This window comes from Kluyvera sp. 142486 (assembly GCF_046569695.1).
Taxonomy (GTDB): Bacteria; Pseudomonadota; Gammaproteobacteria; order Enterobacterales; family Enterobacteriaceae; genus Kluyvera.
In genome coordinates this window covers 163,060-178,794 of record NZ_JBKHUI010000009.1, presented here as the reverse complement: position 1 = coordinate 178,794, position 15,735 = coordinate 163,060, and the positions used below count along the sequence as shown (strand labels likewise).

Sequence of the window (15,735 nt, the reverse complement as noted above, 5' to 3'; positions counted from 1 at the left end):
GTCCCCTCGCCCCTTCGGTGAGAGGGTTAGGGTGAGGGGGAAAACCCCGCACTAATCCCCCAGCGGCTGGCGGTCAGCCCCGCCCCGATGGCTATCCAGCGCCAGCTTGATCCGTCGCAGACGGTTTTTCGTCTCCGCTTTATTCACCACCGCTAATTCCGTCGCCAGCACATCCACCATCGCCAGCATCGCGTAGCGAGAGGTGCTGGGCTTGAAGATAAAATCGTTTTCCCGCACGATCAGCGGCAGTACCAAATCGGCATTCTCGGCAAGCGGCGTCGACTCCGGGGTAATGGCAATCACCTTCGCGCCGTACTGACGCGCAATCGCTGCGCTCTCCACCACCTCTTGCGTATAGCCGCCCAGCGACAGCGCCAGTACTACATCGTTTGGCGACACCGCTGAGCACATCATTCTCACCAGCAGCCCGTCGCTCTGGCTCACCACCGGTAGACCAAGGCGGAACAGGCGGAACTGCACCTCCTGGGCGCAGATAGTCGAGCCGCCGCCCATGCCGATGGCGAGGATCTGCCGCGCCCCGCCGAGCCATGCGACGGCGCGGCTGAGCGAGTCAGGGTCCAGTGCCCGGCGGTTCATCTCCAGCACGTTGATGATCGTCTCGTAGATCCCCTGAACGCCTTCCAGGTCTGGCACATCGAGAATAAAACGCTGCCCAACCGCCAGCGACTGGGCGAGCTTTACCTTCAGTTCACGCACGTCTTTACAGCCAATGGCCCGCGCAAAGCGGGTGATCGATGCCTGGCTGGTATCGGTCAGCTTCGCCATTTCGGCAATCGGTAAGGTCGTCGCTGCCTGCACGTCGTCGAGAATAAACTGGGCGATCCGCTTCTCGGTGGCGGTCAGTTCGACAAAGCGGTCGGTAATGCAGGAAATGATGTCGATGGGTACAGACATGGTAAGCCCCTGAAAAAAATAGCTGGTACTTTGTACCATAAAAATCCTGCGGCGGGAAAAAGGACTCGTAGCGCCGTTCAATGTTGAGAGAGGGCTCAATTTTCAGCACTCTGTCACCCGGCATAATAACCCTCTTTCTTTCTGTCAAAACGCATAACTACGGAATATATATGGCTATTTTGTTATTTGATTGGGGTGGGAGTTCAGTTAAGTACGGCGTCTGGCATCAGGAGGTTTTAACGGATACGGGGGCAGTAAAAACGCCCGATAGCTGGGAAAAGATGCAGGCCCAGTTGCTGGACATCTGCCGTCAGTACCAGCAGCGCTATGATATTCAGGGCGTGGCAATCAGCGCTCCCGGCAGCGTAGACCCTGAACGCGGCGTGATAGGTGGCCTGAGCGCGATTCCTTACATCCACCATTTCCCCATCGTCGAGGCGCTGACGGCGCTGTTTGGCCTGCCGGTCAGCATTGAAAATGACGCCAATGCCGCGGGCATTGCCGAAGCGGCGCTGGGGGCCGGGCGTGACGATCGGCACGTGCTGTTTGTGATTGTCGGTTCAGGTGTGGGGGGCGCTATCCTCGAAGATAAAGTGCTGCGCCGCGGTAGCCATGGCTATGCCGGAGAATTTGGGCTGATGACCCTGGAGGGCGGGCAGACGTTCAGCGAACTGGGCACCGCCGTCGCGATGGCGCGGCGCTACGCGCAGCGGATGTCGCTTGAACGGGATTCCGTTTCCGGAGCCGAGGTGTTTCGTTTGGCCGAGCAGGGCGATGAGGTTGCGAAACAGGAAGTGGCGCAGTTCTATCACTGGATGGCCGTCGGGCTGCTAAATTTGCAGGTCTGTTACGATCCGGATTGTCTGGTGATTGGCGGAGGGATCTCTGCCAGCGATGCCATTTTTGCCGGGATCGCCTCTCGCCTGACGGATCTGGTTGCGGAAAAAGATCTCGCGGAATTTATGCCGAAATTGCTGCTCTGCCAGTACCGCAACGACGCCAATCTTATCGGTGCGGCGGTGAGCTTTGCTCAACAACACGGCTAAAATGCCGCTTCGGAGTGTTCTGGTTTCCCTCTCGAGTTCAGCCAGCTAGTCTAAAATGGTTAGAGTGATAACGATTTAAGCTGAGAAGCAGGAGGGAAACATAATGAAATATAAGCGACTTACCGTAGCGATTCTGACCGCCGGCGCACTCTTTACCGTTGCAGGGTGTTCATCCAACCAGGCGTTAAAAACCACCGATGGGAAAACGATCGTCACCGATGGGAAACCACAGGTCGATGAGGATACCGGTCTGGTGTCGTACAAAAATGCTGAAACCGGTAAAACCGAACAGATCAACCGCGATCAGGTGCGGTCGATGGGTGAGCTCGATAACTAAACGTTATTCGTGGCCCCGCGATTGTGGTGCGGGGCCAGCGCATAACATTTAAATCAGTGCGCTATTAATTTTGACGATGATTTTACGCAGCGGCGCGCCCGCGCCAAGGCTACCCATAGGGCGGTGAAGCTCGCTGGGGAAGACGATGGCAATCTCTTCCGGGTGCAGGTGAATCAGCGTTTCGCTGCTGATTTGCGTGCAGAAGCCAATATCGTGCGCGTCGTTAAAGGCACCGTCCTCGACAATCTCCAGCCCTTTATTTCCTGCCCCAATAATCTCTTCACCCTTCAGCACGATGTGAATATCAATATATTGACGATGGTACTCCGGGCGCTGCTCGGCCAACGGTTTGCTTTCCCCTTCCACCACGTTGAAGAACAGGTTATCGCCATCGACGGTATATTTACCCGGCGGCAGGGTGTGCGGCTCCTGCTGGATCACCGCGCGCAGCGCCTTGCGGATAGCCTGCGGATAAAAGGCGGTTTTCTCTGCGTTATAGAGCGTGTCGATAATCATGCCGGAACTCCCGATGCGGGTTGATGGGCTAAAAGGGTGAGCGAGCGGGCAACAATGCCCGGAACATCGCCGGAAATATCAACCGGCATAATGTCCGGCTCGCGGTCGTCAGGGGCTTCAAGTGCGGCAAACTGACTTTGCAGCAGCGCTTCCGGCATAAAGTGGCCTTTTCGCGCCTGCATCCGCTGCAAAATGCAGTCATAGTCGCCGGTTAGCCACAGGAAGCGCAGATGCGGATTACCCGCGCGAAGCTGGTCGCGGTAGCGCTTTTTCAGCGCCGAGCAGACCAGCACGCCGGACTCGTTTTTCTGCCCGAGGCTAAAGATCACATCGCCAATGCGCTCCAGCCACGGCTGACGGTCGCTATCTTCCAGCGGCTGGCTGGCGGCCATTTTGACAATATTCGCCCGTGGGTGAAGGTCATCGCCGTCGATAAACTTCGCCCCCAGCGCCTGGGAAAGCGCCTGCCCGACGGTGGTTTTTCCGGTGCCGGAGACGCCCATTAAAATGATGCATTGTCCTGCCATGGTTTTGCTCCCGACTCAAACGGCAACCAGCATGCCGCCGTCAACAAACAGCAGATGCCCATTCACAAAATCAGAGGCTTTCGACGACAGAAACACCGCCGCGCCAACCAGTTCCTGCGGGTCGCCCCAGCGGGCGGCTGGCGTACGTTTACACAGCCAGTCGGTAAAGGCTTTATCGTCAACCAACGCCTGGGTCATGGCGGTTTTAAAGTAGCCTGGGGCGATACCGTTAACCTGAATGTTATGGCGCGCCAGCTCCACGCACATTCCGCGGGTCAGCATTTTGACCGCGCCTTTGGCGGCGGCGTACGGGGTGATGGTGTCGCGCCCCAGTTCGCTCTGCATCGAACAGATATTGACGATTTTTCCCGCGCTGCGCGTCATCATGCGTTTGGCCACGGCCTGGGATACCAGGAAAACGGCGGTCTGGTTCACGGCAATCACGTCGTTCCATTCTTTCACCGGAAACTCGGTGAACGGGTGGCGGCGCTGGATACCGGCGTTATTAAACAGCACGTCGATAGCGCCGATGCGCGCTTCAATATCGGCAATGGCGTTTTCCACCGACTCCGGGTCGGTGACGTTAAAGACCGCGGTATGGGCGGTGGCGCCCTCATCGCGGAGTTTCATCGCCGCCTGCTCGGCGCGCTCTGCGGAGATATCGTTGATGATGATTTCCGCGCCGTACTGAGCCAATCCCTGAGCCATCACGTAGCCGATACCTTGTCCGGAACCGGTAATTAAAATGCGTTTGCCTTGCAGGCTGAATAAGTTGTTCATCACTGTGTCCTGTATTGCGAACCGATGCGCCAAGAAGATGTTCCCTATCTCACGGGTTTTGCCTCGGTGAAACTGTGATGAAGATCACTCTCAACTATGTTACAAAAAGGGGTTACAGCATGTGTGATCCTGAAGAGGAAAACCGGGCGAAAACCCCGCCATACGGGGCTTTGACGGTAGGTTATCGCTTTCTCTTTTTTGTAACCTGCTGGCATAATAGGCCACAGGATTTCGGTAATGACGGGCAGGGCTAATGAAAGTACAACGCATCACGTTAGAGGATATCGCCGCGCTGGCGGGGGTAACCAAAATGACCGTCAGTCGCTATTTACGCACGCCCGAGAAGGTGAAGCCGGAAACCGCCGAACGCATTGCCAGCGTGATTGAAGAGGTGGGTTACCAGCCGGACCCCGACAATCCCGCCATGAGTAGTAACGTTGCGCCGCGCATTGGCGTGCTGATCCCCTCCTTTAATAACCAGATTTTCTCCGACGTGTTGGCCGGTATTGAATCGGTCACCACCGCTCACGGCTATCAGACGCTGGTGGTGAACTATGATTACGACAGCCAGCGTGAAGAGGAACAGATTGCTACCGTGCTGGCGCTGAACGTCAAGGCGCTGCTATTAACCGAATCGGTGCATACGCTGCGGGCGGAGAAATACCTGAAAGCCGCGAAAATCCCCATTGCCGAGGTGATGGGCTTATCGGATAACGCCGACCGCATCAACGTGGGCTTTGATAATTACCGCGCCGGGTTAGATATGACCAATATGCTGCTGGCGAGCGGTAAAAAGCAGATTATCTATTTTGGCTCGATGTCGGATATTCGCGATGAGCAGCGCTATGCGGGCTACTGCCGGGCGATGGAAGAGGCGGGTCTGGCCGTCGGGCGCATTGCGCCGAACAAGGTCTCTTCGGTATCGATTGGCACCGGCATGATGACCCTTGCCCGCCAGATGTATAAAGAGATGGACGCCATTCTCTGCACCAACGATGACCTCGCGGTCGGGGTGTTACAGGAGTGCATCGCTTCCGGTATCACGGTGCCGCAGGAGATGGCGATTGCCGGGTTCCACGGGCTGGAGATTGGTCAGGTGGTGAGCCCGCGCCTGGCGAGCGTTCTGACGCCACGCTTTGAGATGGGTAAGGTCGCCACCGAGATTTTAATTAAGAAAATAAAAGGCTTACCGACTATTGAGAAGGTGGATCTGCACTATCGTTTATCGATGGGTGAAACCATCTGATCGGTAGGCCGGATAAGCAAAGCGCCATCCGGCAGCCCTGAGCAGATTGCCGGATGGCGGCATAAACGCCTTATCCGGCCTACCGCTACCGCCGTAATGTTATTTAATTGTTGCCACCCAGCCCGCATTCCAGCGGGCTTTTGCTTCCACGATCACGTCATCCGTAACACGGAGTTCTAACACGATCTGCCGTGATGCAGATCGCAAAATGACATCGTGAAAACCCGTTTGATAGGCGTAACAAATTTCTCTACACAAAATCTTTCAAGTTGCATCAAGGCGGAAAGCGAGTGAATCCCCAGGAGCTTACTAAAGTAAGTGACTGGGGTGAGCGAGCGCAGCCAACGCCGAGGCGGCTTGAAGGATGAAGTGTATAAACGCTTAAACAGGTAACACGATGAATATTGCAAACCCAAACACGGTACTGTTGATTGCCCCGGTCGTAGACGGCCTGATGGATAAACTCTCCACCGCTTTCCAGGTCTATCGTCTTTATGAACAGGCTGACCCGCAGGCTTTCTTACGCGACGTCGGCCATCAGGTGCAGGCGGTGGTCACCCGTGGTGATATCGGCGTCACCCGCGCCGTACTGGAGCAGCTACCGAATGCCGGGCTGGTGGCGGTGTTTGGTGTCGGAACCGATGCGGTGGATCTCGACTATACCCGCGCTCATGACATTGCCGTGACCATTACTTCAGGCGTGCTGACCAACGACGTTGCCGACCTGGCGATGGGGCTGCTGCTGGCAGGCGCGCGCCAACTCTGCCAGGGCGACAAATTTGTTCGCGAAGGTAAATGGTTGAAGCAGGGGCCGGGGCTGGCGACTCAGGTTAGCGGTAAACGCCTCGGTATCTTCGGCATGGGGAACATCGGGCAGGCCATTGCCCGTCGCGCCAGCGGATTTGATATGGAGATCCTCTACACCGACCGTAAAAAGCTCAACCACGTTGACTATCAGTGGTGCGCCGACCTGCACACCCTGGCTCATGAAAGCGATTTTCTGGTGATTGCTGCTTCAGGCGGCGCGGCAAACCGCGGGCTGATCGACGCCAGCGTGTTTAACGTGATGCCAAAACACGCGTGGCTGATTAACATCGCGCGCGGCACCCTGGTGGATGAGAAAGCCCTGATTCACGCCCTGCAAAATGGCGTCATTGCCGGTGCGGGACTGGATGTGTATGAAGAAGAGCCGCACGTGCCTGAGGCGCTTATCGCCATGGATAACGTGGTGCTGCTACCGCACGTGGCGAGCGCCACCCACGAAACCCGTCAGCGGATGAGCGAGGTGGTGTTCAAGAACGTCGACGCCTTTTTCAACGCGACGCCATTACCGAATGCTATTGATTAATCCTCGGTTCTTTTCGCCATGCTGAGCATGGCTTCCCCTCGAGAGAGAGTATGAATGATGAATGAGAAAATACCTGGCACTCGCTGGCTGCGCATCATTGCGCCTGTTCTCATCGCGTGCATTATTTCGTTTATGGACCGGGTTAATATCAGCTTCGCGCTGCCCGGCGGTATGGAATCCGACCTGGGAATTACCAGCCAGATGGCGGGGGTAGCGAGCGGGATATTCTTTATTGGCTATCTCTTTTTGCAAATACCGGGCGGGCGCATTGCGGTACACGGCAGCGGTAAGCGTTTTATCGCCTGGTCGCTGCTGGCGTGGGCGATTGTCTCGATTGCTACCGGCTTTGTGACCCACGAATACCAGCTGCTGGCGCTGCGCTTTATCCTTGGTGTATCCGAGGGCGGTATGCTGCCGGTGGTGCTGACCATGGTCAGCAACTGGTTCCCGGAAAAAGAGATTGGCCGTGCAAACGCCTTTGTGATGATGTTCGCCCCACTGGGCGGTATGCTTACCGCGCCGGTCTCCGGGGCGATTATCTCGGCGCTTGACTGGCGTTGGCTGTTTATCATCGAAGGACTACTGTCGTTCGTGGTACTGACGGTATGGTGGCTGATGATAAGCGACCGCCCGGAAGAGGCGCGCTGGCTGCCGGCGCGTGAGCGTGAATATCTGATTACCGCGTTAACCGCAGAGCGGGAGGCGCGACGTTCAGAAGCGCCGGTCAGCAACGCGCCGGTGCGGGAAGTGTTCCGCAACTCCGGATTGATGAAGCTGGTGCTGCTCAACTTTTTCTACCAGACCGGGGATTACGGCTACACGCTGTGGCTGCCGACCATCCTCAAAAACCTGACCGGCGCCAATATGGCGAGCGTGGGCGTGCTGGCTATCCTGCCGTTTATCGCCACGCTTGCCGGGATCTACATTATCTCCCTGTTCAGCGACCGCAGCGGGAAACGGCGCTTGTGGGTTCGCTTTTCGCTCTACGGCTTTGCCGCCGCACTGCTGGCTTCGGTGGTCCTGCGCGATCATGTGGTGGGGGCCTATATCGCGCTGGTTGTGTGTGGCTTCTTCCTGAAAGCGGCGACCAGCCCGTTCTGGTCGATTCCCGGGCGTATTGCCATGCCGGAAGTGGCGGGCAGCGCACGTGGCGTAATCAACGGCCTGGGTAACCTGGGCGGCTTCTGCGGGCCGTATCTGGTCGGGGTGATGATCTACTTCTACGGTCAGAACGTGGCGGTGTGTGCGCTGGCGGGTTCGCTGATTATCGCCGGGACCATCACCTTCTTCCTGCCGAAACAGTGCGACCTGGCCGCATCGTCTGACGAACCGCCGGTGGCGGATAAACCGGCCAACCAACCTTCCTGACCCTGCCGGGGCGTGGCTCTCACGCCCCCAATTCCTGCTGTTGTGTGAACTGATCCTGTAAGTGTCATCATTAACTGTCTAAACTCAGGAATAAAATAATGCAGTAACACAGGCGAAACATGATTCTTATTATTTATGCGCATCCTTATCCGCATCACTCGCATGCGAATAAGCGGATGCTTGAGCAGGTAAGGACGCTCGACGGCGTTGAAGTCCGTTCTCTCTATCACCTCTATCCCGATTTTAATATCGACGTTGCCGCCGAGCAGGAGGCACTCTCCCGCGCCGATCTGGTCATTCTGCAGCACCCGATGCAGTGGTACAGCACGCCGCCGCTGCTCAAGCTGTGGCTGGACAAAGTGCTGGCGCACGGCTGGGCCTACGGGCACGGCGGCACGGCGCTGCACGGCAAAAGCGTGATGTGGGCAGTGACCACCGGTGGCGGAGAAAGCCACTTCGATATTGGCTCACACCCTGGCTTCGACGTGCTGGGGCAGCCGCTGGAGGCCACCGCGGTCTACTGCGGCATGAAATGGTTGCCGCCGTTTGCCGTCCACTGCACGTTTATCTGCGACGAAGAGACGCTGCAGGCGCAGGCGCGACACTACAAACAACGATTACTGGCCTGGCAGGAGGAGCACAACAATGGATAGCCATACGCTAATTCAGGCGCTGATTTATCTCGGCTCCGCGGCGCTGATTGTGCCCATCGCCGTCCGTCTGGGACTGGGCTCGGTGCTCGGCTACCTGATTGCTGGCTGCATTATCGGCCCCTGGGGGCTGCGCCTGGTGACCGATGCCGAGTCTATTCTGCACTTTGCCGAAATTGGCGTGGTGCTGATGCTGTTCGTGATTGGCCTTGAGCTGGACCCGCAGCGCCTGTGGAAACTCCGCGCCTCGGTGTTTGGCGGCGGGCTGTTGCAGATGGTGCTGTGCGGCGCGTTAATCGGCGTCTTCTGCATCTTCCTCGGCCTGCGCTGGCAGGTAGCGGAGCTTATCGGCATGACGCTGGCGCTGTCGTCCACCGCGATTGCCATGCAGGCGATGAACGAACGCAACCTGACGGTGACGCAGGTGGGGCGTAGCGCCTTCGCGGTGCTGCTGTTCCAGGATATCGCGGCGATTCCGCTGGTCGCGATGATCCCGCTGCTGGCAAGCAGCGGCGGCTCCACGACGCTCGGCGCATTTGCGTTCTCAGCGCTGAAGGTCGCTGGTGCGCTGGCGCTGGTGGTGATGCTGGGGCGTTATGTTACGCGACCGCTGTTACGCTTCGTGGCGCGCTCCGGCCTGCGCGAAGTGTTCAGCGCCGTGGCCCTGTTCCTGGTCTTCGGCTTCGGTTTACTGCTGGAAGAGGTCGGGCTGTCGATGGCGATGGGCGCGTTTCTTGCCGGGGTGCTGCTGGCAAGCTCTGAGTACCGTCACGCGCTGGAGAGCGATATCGAGCCGTTTAAAGGGCTGCTGCTGGGCCTGTTCTTTATCGGCGTCGGGATGTCCATCGACTTTGGTACGCTGATTCACAACCCGCTGCGCATTATTACGCTGCTGGTCGGCTTCCTGGTGATCAAATCTGTGCTGCTGTGGCTAATTGCCAAACCGCTTCAGGTGCCGCGCTCGCAGCGCCTATGGTTCGCGGCGCTACTGGGGCAGGGGAGTGAGTTTGCCTTCGTGGTCTTTGGCGCCGCGCAGATGGCCAACGTGCTGGACCCTGAATGGGCGAAGGCATTGACGCTGGCGGTAGCGCTGTCGATGGCGGCGACGCCGATTCTGCTGGTGCTTCTGACCCGTCTGGAGAAACGCAACAGCGCGGGCGATGCCCGCGAAGCGGATGAAATCGACGAAGAGCAGCCGCGGGTGATTATTGCGGGCTTCGGGCGTTTCGGGCAGATTACCGGTCGTTTATTGCTGTCGAGCGGTGTGAAGATGGTGGTGCTCGATCACGACCCGGACCACGTCGATACGCTGCGTAAATTCGATATGAAAGTTTTCTACGGCGATGCAACGCGGGCCGATCTGCTGGAGTCAGCCGGCGCGGCGAAGGCCGAGGTGCTGATTAACGCCATCGACGATCCGCAGGCGAGCCTTGAGCTGACCGAGGTGGCGAAAGAGCATTTCCCGAATCTGACGATTATTGCTCGCGCCCGCGACGTTGAGCACTACATCAAACTGCGTCAGGCAGGCGTAGACGCACCGGAGCGTGAAACCTTCGAAGGAGCGCTGAAGTCGGGCCGTCAGGCGCTGGAGTCGTTGGGGCTTGGCGCCTATGAGGCGCGCGAGCGTGCCGACCTGTTCCGCCGCTTTAACACTCAACTGATGGAAGAGATGGTGGAGATGGCGGAAAACGATGACACTTCACGGGCTGCGGCGTTTAAACGCACCAGCGCGATGCTGACCGAGATTATCAACGAAGATCGCAACCATCTGTCGGTGATTCAGCGCCATGGCTGGCAGGGAACGGAAGAGGGAAAGCACAGCGGCAATCCTGCAGATGAGCCGGAAGTAAAGCCGACGCTCTGATGGCATATTAGGTGTAATGCTGGCTGTCCACTTAACCTACCGTGGACTTGCCAGCAAAACGAAAAATTTTCTTCTTCTTTACCTGGCTGCCAGTCGACGAAAGATTAAGCTTTCCGTATAGTGGCGACAATTTTTTTTCGTATCTGGGACACACTCAATGATCAGTCTGATTGCTGCACTAGCGGTAGATCGCGTTATCGGTATGGAAAACGCCATGCCCTGGGACCTGCCAGCCGATCTGGCCTGGTTTAAACGTAACACCTTGAACAAACCAGTGGTGATGGGCCGCCTGACCTGGGAGTCCATTGGCCGCCCGTTGCCGGGCCGTAAGAACATCGTCATCAGCAGCCAGCCGGGTACTGATGACCGCGTACAGTGGGTGAAATCGGTCGATGAAGCGATCGCTGCCTGCGGCGACGTGGAAGAGATTATGGTGATTGGCGGTGGTCGCGTGTACGAGCAGTTTCTGCCGAAAGCGCAGAAGCTTTATCTGACGCATATTGATGCCGAAGTTGAAGGCGACACTCATTTCCCGGATTACGACCCTGATCAGTGGGAGTCGGTGTTTAGCGAGTTCCATGATGCGGATGAGCAGAACTCTCATAGCTACTGTTTTGAGGTGCTTGAGCGTCGTTAAGACCGAGCCTTTCCCGGCGGCGCTTCGCTTGGCCGGGCCACCAAAACAAAAAAACGCCGGGTGAAAACCCGGCGTTTTTTTGTACTCGACATGTAGCCCGGCCAAGCGAAGCGCCGCCGGGGATGTTCCGTACTACGAAGCCACCGCCTCGCTCTCGCCCGGCGCCAGCTTACGGTTCGACGGCTGCACAAAATACTGTTTATCTTCCCAGCGCAGGCAGGTTAAATCCCCGCCCCAGCAGCAACCAGTATCCAGCGCATAAATCCCTTCCGGTGTACCTTTACCTTCCAGCGACGCCCAGTGACCAAAGGCCACGCTGTACTCATCGGTAATCGGCCCCGGCAGCATAAACCACGGCTTCAGCGGCGCAGGTACGTTCTCCGGCGACTCTTTGCTGTACATATCCAGCTGGCCGTTCGGGAAGCAGTAGCGCATGCGGGTAAAGGCATTGGTGATAAAGCGCAGGCGCGCCAGACCGGAGAGATCCAGCGACCAGTTGTTGGGCATGTCGCCGTACATGGCATCGAGGAAGAACGGATAGGAGTCGCTTGAGAGCACCGCTTCAACGTCGCGTGCGCACTGTTTAGCGGTTTCCATATCCCACTGCGGCGTAATACCCGCATGCGCCATCACCAGCTTTTTCTCTTCATCGACCTGCATCAACGGCTGACGACGCAGCCAGTTGAGCAGATCGTCAGCATCCGGCGCTTCCAGCAGCAGGTTCAGGCGATCCTTCGGTTTATTGCGGCTGATGCCGGCAAACACCGCCAGCAGGTGCAGATCGTGGTTACCGAGCACCACTTTCACGCAGTCGCCGAGGGATTTGACGTAGCGCAGCACTTCCAGCGAACCGGGGCCACGGGCAACCAGGTCGCCCGTCAGCCACAGGGTATCTACGTCCGGAGTGAACGCTACCTGCTCGAGCAGAGCGATTAACTCATCAAAGCAACCGTGAACGTCGCCAATAAGGTATGTAGCCATGTTTTAATGAATCAGCGTGGGAACAAAGAGACGGAAAACGGGTATGTCGATGGAGAACGGTACGCCGTCTACATCGATCATATCGTAGTGGCCCTGCATGGTGCCGAGCGGAGTTTCCAGCACGGCACCGCTGGTATATTGATATTCTTCACCGGGCTCGATGTGCGGCTGCACGCCAATCACACCTTCGCCCTGTACTTCGGTTTCACGGCCGTGGCCGTTGGTAATCAGCCAGTAACGGCCGAGAAGCTGAACCGCGCTTCGCCCGAGATTGCGAATGGTCACCGTATAAGCAAAAACATAACGCTCTTCTTCCGGCTGGGAGTGCGTCTCAATGTAGACGCTCTGTACCTGGACGCAAACTCGCGGCGAATCGATCATGGTTTAGCTCTCCTTCGAGGGCGCATTCTCTGACAGATAGTTGGCCATCCGGCAGTACTGCGCAACAGAGATATTTTCCGCGCGCATGGCCGGGTCTACACCCAGCTCCGTCAACAGCTCAACGCTGAACAGATTGCCCAGGCTGTTGCGGATAGTTTTACGACGCTGATTAAAGGCTTCGGTCGTAATACGGCTCAGAACGCGGACATCTTTTACCGGGTACGGTTTAGTGCTATGCGGCACCAGACGTACGACGGCGGAATCCACTTTTGGCGGTGGCGTGAACGCGGTTGGCGGTACTTCAAGTACCGGGATCACGTTGCAGTAGTATTGCGCCATGACGGTCAGACGACCATAGGCTTTACTATTTGGACCGGCAACAAGACGGTTAACCACCTCTTTTTGCAGCATGAAGTGCATGTCTGCAATAGCGTTAGTATAGCTAAACAGGTGGAACATCAGCGGCGTGGAGATGTTGTACGGCAGGTTACCGAACACGCGCAGCGGTTGGCCGAGCTTCTCGGACAGTTCGCCAAAGTTCATGGTCATGGCATCCTGCTGATAAATGGTCAGCTTCGGCCCCAGGAACGGGTGCGTTTGCAGACGCGCGGCTAAGTCGCGGTCCAGTTCGATAACGGTCATTTCGTCAAGACGTTCGCCAACCGGCTCGGTCAGCGCGGCAAGGCCCGGGCCGATTTCAACCATGGCCTGGCCCTTTTGCGGGTTAATGGCCGCAACAATACTGTCGATCACGAATTGATCGTTGAGAAAGTTTTGCCCGAAGCGTTTACGGGCTAAGTGGCCCTGATGGACTCGATTATTCATTAGAGTTAACAATCATTTTGATGGCGAGATTAAGCGCCGTAATAAAACTGCCGACATCCGCTTTCCCCTGGCCTGCCAGTTCAAGGGCGGTACCATGGTCAACGGAGGTGCGAATAAAGGGTAGACCGAGCGTAATGTTCACGCCGCGACCAAATCCCTGGTATTTTAGCACGGGTAGGCCCTGATCGTGGTACATTGCGAGCACGGCATCGGCATGGTCCAGATACTTTGGTTGGAAAAGGGTATCGGCAGGCAGCGGCCCGCTTAGATTCATCCCCTTTGCTCTCATCTCTTCCAGCACCGGAATAATGGTGTCTATCTCTTCCGTACCCATATGCCCGCCTTCGCCCGCGTGCGGGTTCAGGCCGCAGACCAGCACGTGCGGTTCGGCAAGACCAAACTTGTTCTGCAGGTCGTCGTGCAGGATGGTGATAACCTCCCGCAGCAGGTCCGGCGTAATGGCATCGCTCACCGCTTTTAACGGCAAATGGGTGGTCGCCAGCGCCACGCGCAGTTCTTCTGTTGCCAGCATCATCACCACTTTCGGTGCGCCAGCACGCTCTTCGAAGAACTCGGTGTGCCCGGTAAAGGCGACGCCGGCATCGTTAATAATGCCTTTATGCACCGGCCCGGTGACCAGCGCGGCAAACTCACCGCTCAGGCAACCGTCGCAGGCGCGGGCGAGCGTCTCGACGACATAAGCGCCGTTCTCGACGTTCAGCGTTCCCGGAACCACCTCGGCATGCAGTGCGACGGGCAACAGCGTGAGCGTGCCAGCGCGCTGTGGTGCAGCGGGTTGTTCGGGAGAATAGGGCAGTAGCGTGAGGGGAAGGCCGAGCAGCGTTGCCCGCTCGGTGAGCAGGCGGCCATCAGCGCATACGACCAGTTCAAGCGGCCAGTCGCGCTGGGCCAGTTGGATAGCGAGATCCGGACCAATCCCGGCGGGTTCGCCGGGAGTGATAACGACACGAGCGTGTTGCGTCATTAGTTGCTCAGAATTTTAACGTAGGCGCTTGCGCGCTGTTCCTGCATCCAGGTCGCGGCTTCTTCAGAGAACTTACGGTTCATCAGCATGCGGTAAGCACGATCTTTCTGCGCCGCATCGGTACGGTCAACGTTACGCGTGTCGAGCAACTGAATCAGGTGCCAGCCGAAGGAAGAGTGAACCGGTCCGCTCATCTGGCCTTTGTTCAGCTTCATCAGCGCATCGCGGAATGATGGATCGTAGATATCCGGCGTTGCCCAACCTAAATCACCGCCCTGGTTAGCAGAGCCTGGGTCCTGAGACAGCTCTTTAGCCGCTTTCTCAAAGGTGGTTTTGCCGCTGCGAATATCCGCTGCAACTTGCTCCAGCTTCGCACGAGCCTGGTCGTCGGTCATAATTGGCGACGGCTTCAGCAGGATGTGGCGAGCGTGGGTTTCGGTCACGTTAATATTCTGCGTCTGGCCGCGCATATCGTTGATTTTCAGAATGTGGAAGCCCACACCGGAACGAATTGGGCCGACGACGTCGCCTTTTTTCGCCGTGCTCAGCGCCTGCGCGAAGATAGCCGGCAGCTCCTGAATACGACCCCAGCCCATCTGGCCGCCTTTCAGCGCCTGCTGGTCTGCAGAGTAGGTGATCGCAAGCTTACCGAAATCGGCGCCGTTGCGAGCCTGCTCAACGATAGATTCCGCCTGGCTCTGCGCTTCATTGACCTGATCGGAGGTTGGGTTTTCCGGCAACGCAACCAGAATGTGGCTAAGGTTCAGCTCGGTGCTGGCATCGTTCTGGTTGCCAATCTGGCTTGCCAGCGCGTCCACTTCCTGCGGCAGCACGGTGATGCGACGACGTACTTCGTTGTTACGCACTTCGGAGATCAGCATCTCTTTGCGGATCTGGTTACGGTAGGTGTTGTAGTTCATCCCATCGTAGGCCAGACGGCTGCGCATCTGATCCATCGTCATGTTGTTCTGCTTCGCGATGTTGGCGATCGCCTGATCGAGCTGCTCGTCAGAGATCTTCACGCCCATTTTCTGCCCCATCTGCAGGATAATCTGATCCATGATCAGACGTTCCAGGATCTGGTGGCGAAGGGTCGCATCGTCCGGCAGCTGTTGACCCGCCTGGCCGGAGTTCATTTTGACGGACTGCATCAGACCATCAACATCACTTTCAAGGACAACGCCGTTGTTCACGACGGCTGCTACTTTATCGACAACCTGCGGGGCAGCGAAGCTGGTATTCGCAACTAAGGCGATACCGAGAAGCAGCGTTTTCCAGTTCTTCATACTTTTTCCATTTCAATTAACCGCAATGCGGATGATGTGTCTA

At 57.3% G+C, this 15,735-nt stretch carries 17 protein-coding genes; 8 read left to right on the top strand and 9 right to left on the bottom strand.

The features are described from left to right. Positions 1-51: 51 nt before the first annotated feature. Positions 52-915, bottom strand: a complete 864-nt coding sequence (locus ACLGE8_RS12195; RefSeq protein WP_410998764.1) for a MurR/RpiR family transcriptional regulator — start codon at positions 913-915, stop codon at positions 52-54. Between the two features lie 170 nt (positions 916-1,085). Here ACLGE8_RS12195 and ACLGE8_RS12190 point away from each other — a divergent pair, with 170 nt between their 5' ends. Further along, entirely contained in the window at positions 1,086-1,961 is an 876-nt protein-coding gene (locus ACLGE8_RS12190; protein WP_410998762.1) for an ROK family protein, read from the top strand. Between the two features lie 103 nt (positions 1,962-2,064). Further along, positions 2,065-2,298 (top strand): YgdI/YgdR family lipoprotein, encoded by a 234-nt coding sequence (locus ACLGE8_RS12185; RefSeq protein ID WP_410998760.1) that lies wholly within the window; start codon positions 2,065-2,067, stop codon positions 2,296-2,298. 48 nt (positions 2,299-2,346) lie between these two features. Here ACLGE8_RS12185 and ACLGE8_RS12180 read toward each other — a convergent pair whose 3' ends face one another. From ACLGE8_RS12180 to idnO, 3 genes are read right to left on the bottom strand one after another with little or no spacing between them, the layout of a single operon-like run. Beyond that, positions 2,347-2,814, bottom strand: a complete 468-nt coding sequence (locus ACLGE8_RS12180; RefSeq protein WP_410998758.1) for a YhcH/YjgK/YiaL family protein — start codon at positions 2,812-2,814, stop codon at positions 2,347-2,349. Beyond that, positions 2,811-3,341, bottom strand: a complete 531-nt coding sequence (locus tag ACLGE8_RS12175; protein WP_410998756.1) for a gluconokinase — start codon at positions 3,339-3,341, stop codon at positions 2,811-2,813. Before ACLGE8_RS12175 ends, ACLGE8_RS12180 begins: the two co-directional genes overlap by 4 nt. A 15-nt stretch (positions 3,342-3,356) precedes the next feature. Beyond that, entirely contained in the window at positions 3,357-4,121 is a 765-nt protein-coding gene (gene idnO, locus ACLGE8_RS12170) for a gluconate 5-dehydrogenase (protein ID WP_410998754.1), read from the bottom strand. Positions 4,122-4,374: 253 nt separating this feature from the next. On the opposite strand from idnO, the gene ACLGE8_RS12165 reads away from it, so the two are divergent. From ACLGE8_RS12165 to folA, 6 genes are all read left to right on the top strand, one after another. Beyond that, positions 4,375-5,367, top strand: coding sequence for a LacI family DNA-binding transcriptional regulator (locus ACLGE8_RS12165; RefSeq protein WP_410998752.1), 993 nt, complete (start codon positions 4,375-4,377; stop codon positions 5,365-5,367). A 397-nt stretch (positions 5,368-5,764) separates the two neighbouring features. Next, positions 5,765-6,715 carry a 2-hydroxyacid dehydrogenase gene (locus ACLGE8_RS12160; protein WP_368300166.1) on the top strand — a complete coding sequence of 317 codons (951 nt, stop codon included), beginning with the start codon at positions 5,765-5,767 and terminating at the stop codon, positions 6,713-6,715. 57 nt (positions 6,716-6,772) lie between these two features. Next, positions 6,773-8,083 (top strand): MFS transporter, encoded by a 1,311-nt coding sequence (locus tag ACLGE8_RS12155; protein WP_410998803.1) that lies wholly within the window; start codon positions 6,773-6,775, stop codon positions 8,081-8,083. A 119-nt stretch (positions 8,084-8,202) separates the two neighbouring features. Next, positions 8,203-8,736: a glutathione-regulated potassium-efflux system oxidoreductase KefF gene (gene kefF, locus ACLGE8_RS12150; protein ID WP_220440357.1), complete on the top strand. Its 534-nt coding sequence runs from the start codon at positions 8,203-8,205 to the stop codon at positions 8,734-8,736. After that, entirely contained in the window at positions 8,729-10,597 is a 1,869-nt protein-coding gene (gene kefC / locus ACLGE8_RS12145; protein WP_410998750.1) for a glutathione-regulated potassium-efflux system protein KefC, read from the top strand. The genes kefF and kefC overlap by 8 nt, the downstream gene beginning before the upstream one ends. Positions 10,598-10,754: 157 nt before the next feature. After that, on the top strand, positions 10,755-11,234 hold the full coding sequence (folA, locus tag ACLGE8_RS12140; RefSeq protein ID WP_035896030.1) for a type 3 dihydrofolate reductase: 480 nt from the start codon (positions 10,755-10,757) through the stop codon (positions 11,232-11,234). Positions 11,235-11,366: 132 nt separating this feature from the next. Here folA and apaH read toward each other — a convergent pair whose 3' ends face one another. From apaH to surA, 5 genes are read right to left on the bottom strand one after another with little or no spacing between them, the layout of a single operon-like run. Next, the gene (apaH, locus tag ACLGE8_RS12135; protein WP_410998748.1) at positions 11,367-12,215 is read right to left on the bottom strand and encodes a bis(5'-nucleosyl)-tetraphosphatase (symmetrical) ApaH; all 849 of its coding nucleotides are present in this window, start codon (positions 12,213-12,215) and stop codon (positions 11,367-11,369) included. 3 nt (positions 12,216-12,218) lie between these two features. After that, positions 12,219-12,596, bottom strand: coding sequence for a Co2+/Mg2+ efflux protein ApaG (apaG, locus tag ACLGE8_RS12130; RefSeq protein ID WP_410998746.1), 378 nt, complete (start codon positions 12,594-12,596; stop codon positions 12,219-12,221). 3 nt (positions 12,597-12,599) lie between these two features. Then, on the bottom strand, positions 12,600-13,421 hold the full coding sequence (rsmA, locus tag ACLGE8_RS12125) for a 16S rRNA (adenine(1518)-N(6)/adenine(1519)-N(6))-dimethyltransferase RsmA (protein WP_035895418.1): 822 nt from the start codon (positions 13,419-13,421) through the stop codon (positions 12,600-12,602). Continuing rightward, positions 13,414-14,406 (bottom strand): 4-hydroxythreonine-4-phosphate dehydrogenase PdxA, encoded by a 993-nt coding sequence (pdxA, locus tag ACLGE8_RS12120; protein ID WP_410998744.1) that lies wholly within the window; start codon positions 14,404-14,406, stop codon positions 13,414-13,416. The genes rsmA and pdxA overlap by 8 nt, the downstream gene beginning before the upstream one ends. After that, entirely contained in the window at positions 14,406-15,692 is a 1,287-nt protein-coding gene (gene surA, locus ACLGE8_RS12115) for a peptidylprolyl isomerase SurA (RefSeq protein ID WP_410998742.1), read from the bottom strand. Before surA ends, pdxA begins: the two co-directional genes overlap by 1 nt. Between the last annotated feature and the right edge of the window lie 43 nt (positions 15,693-15,735).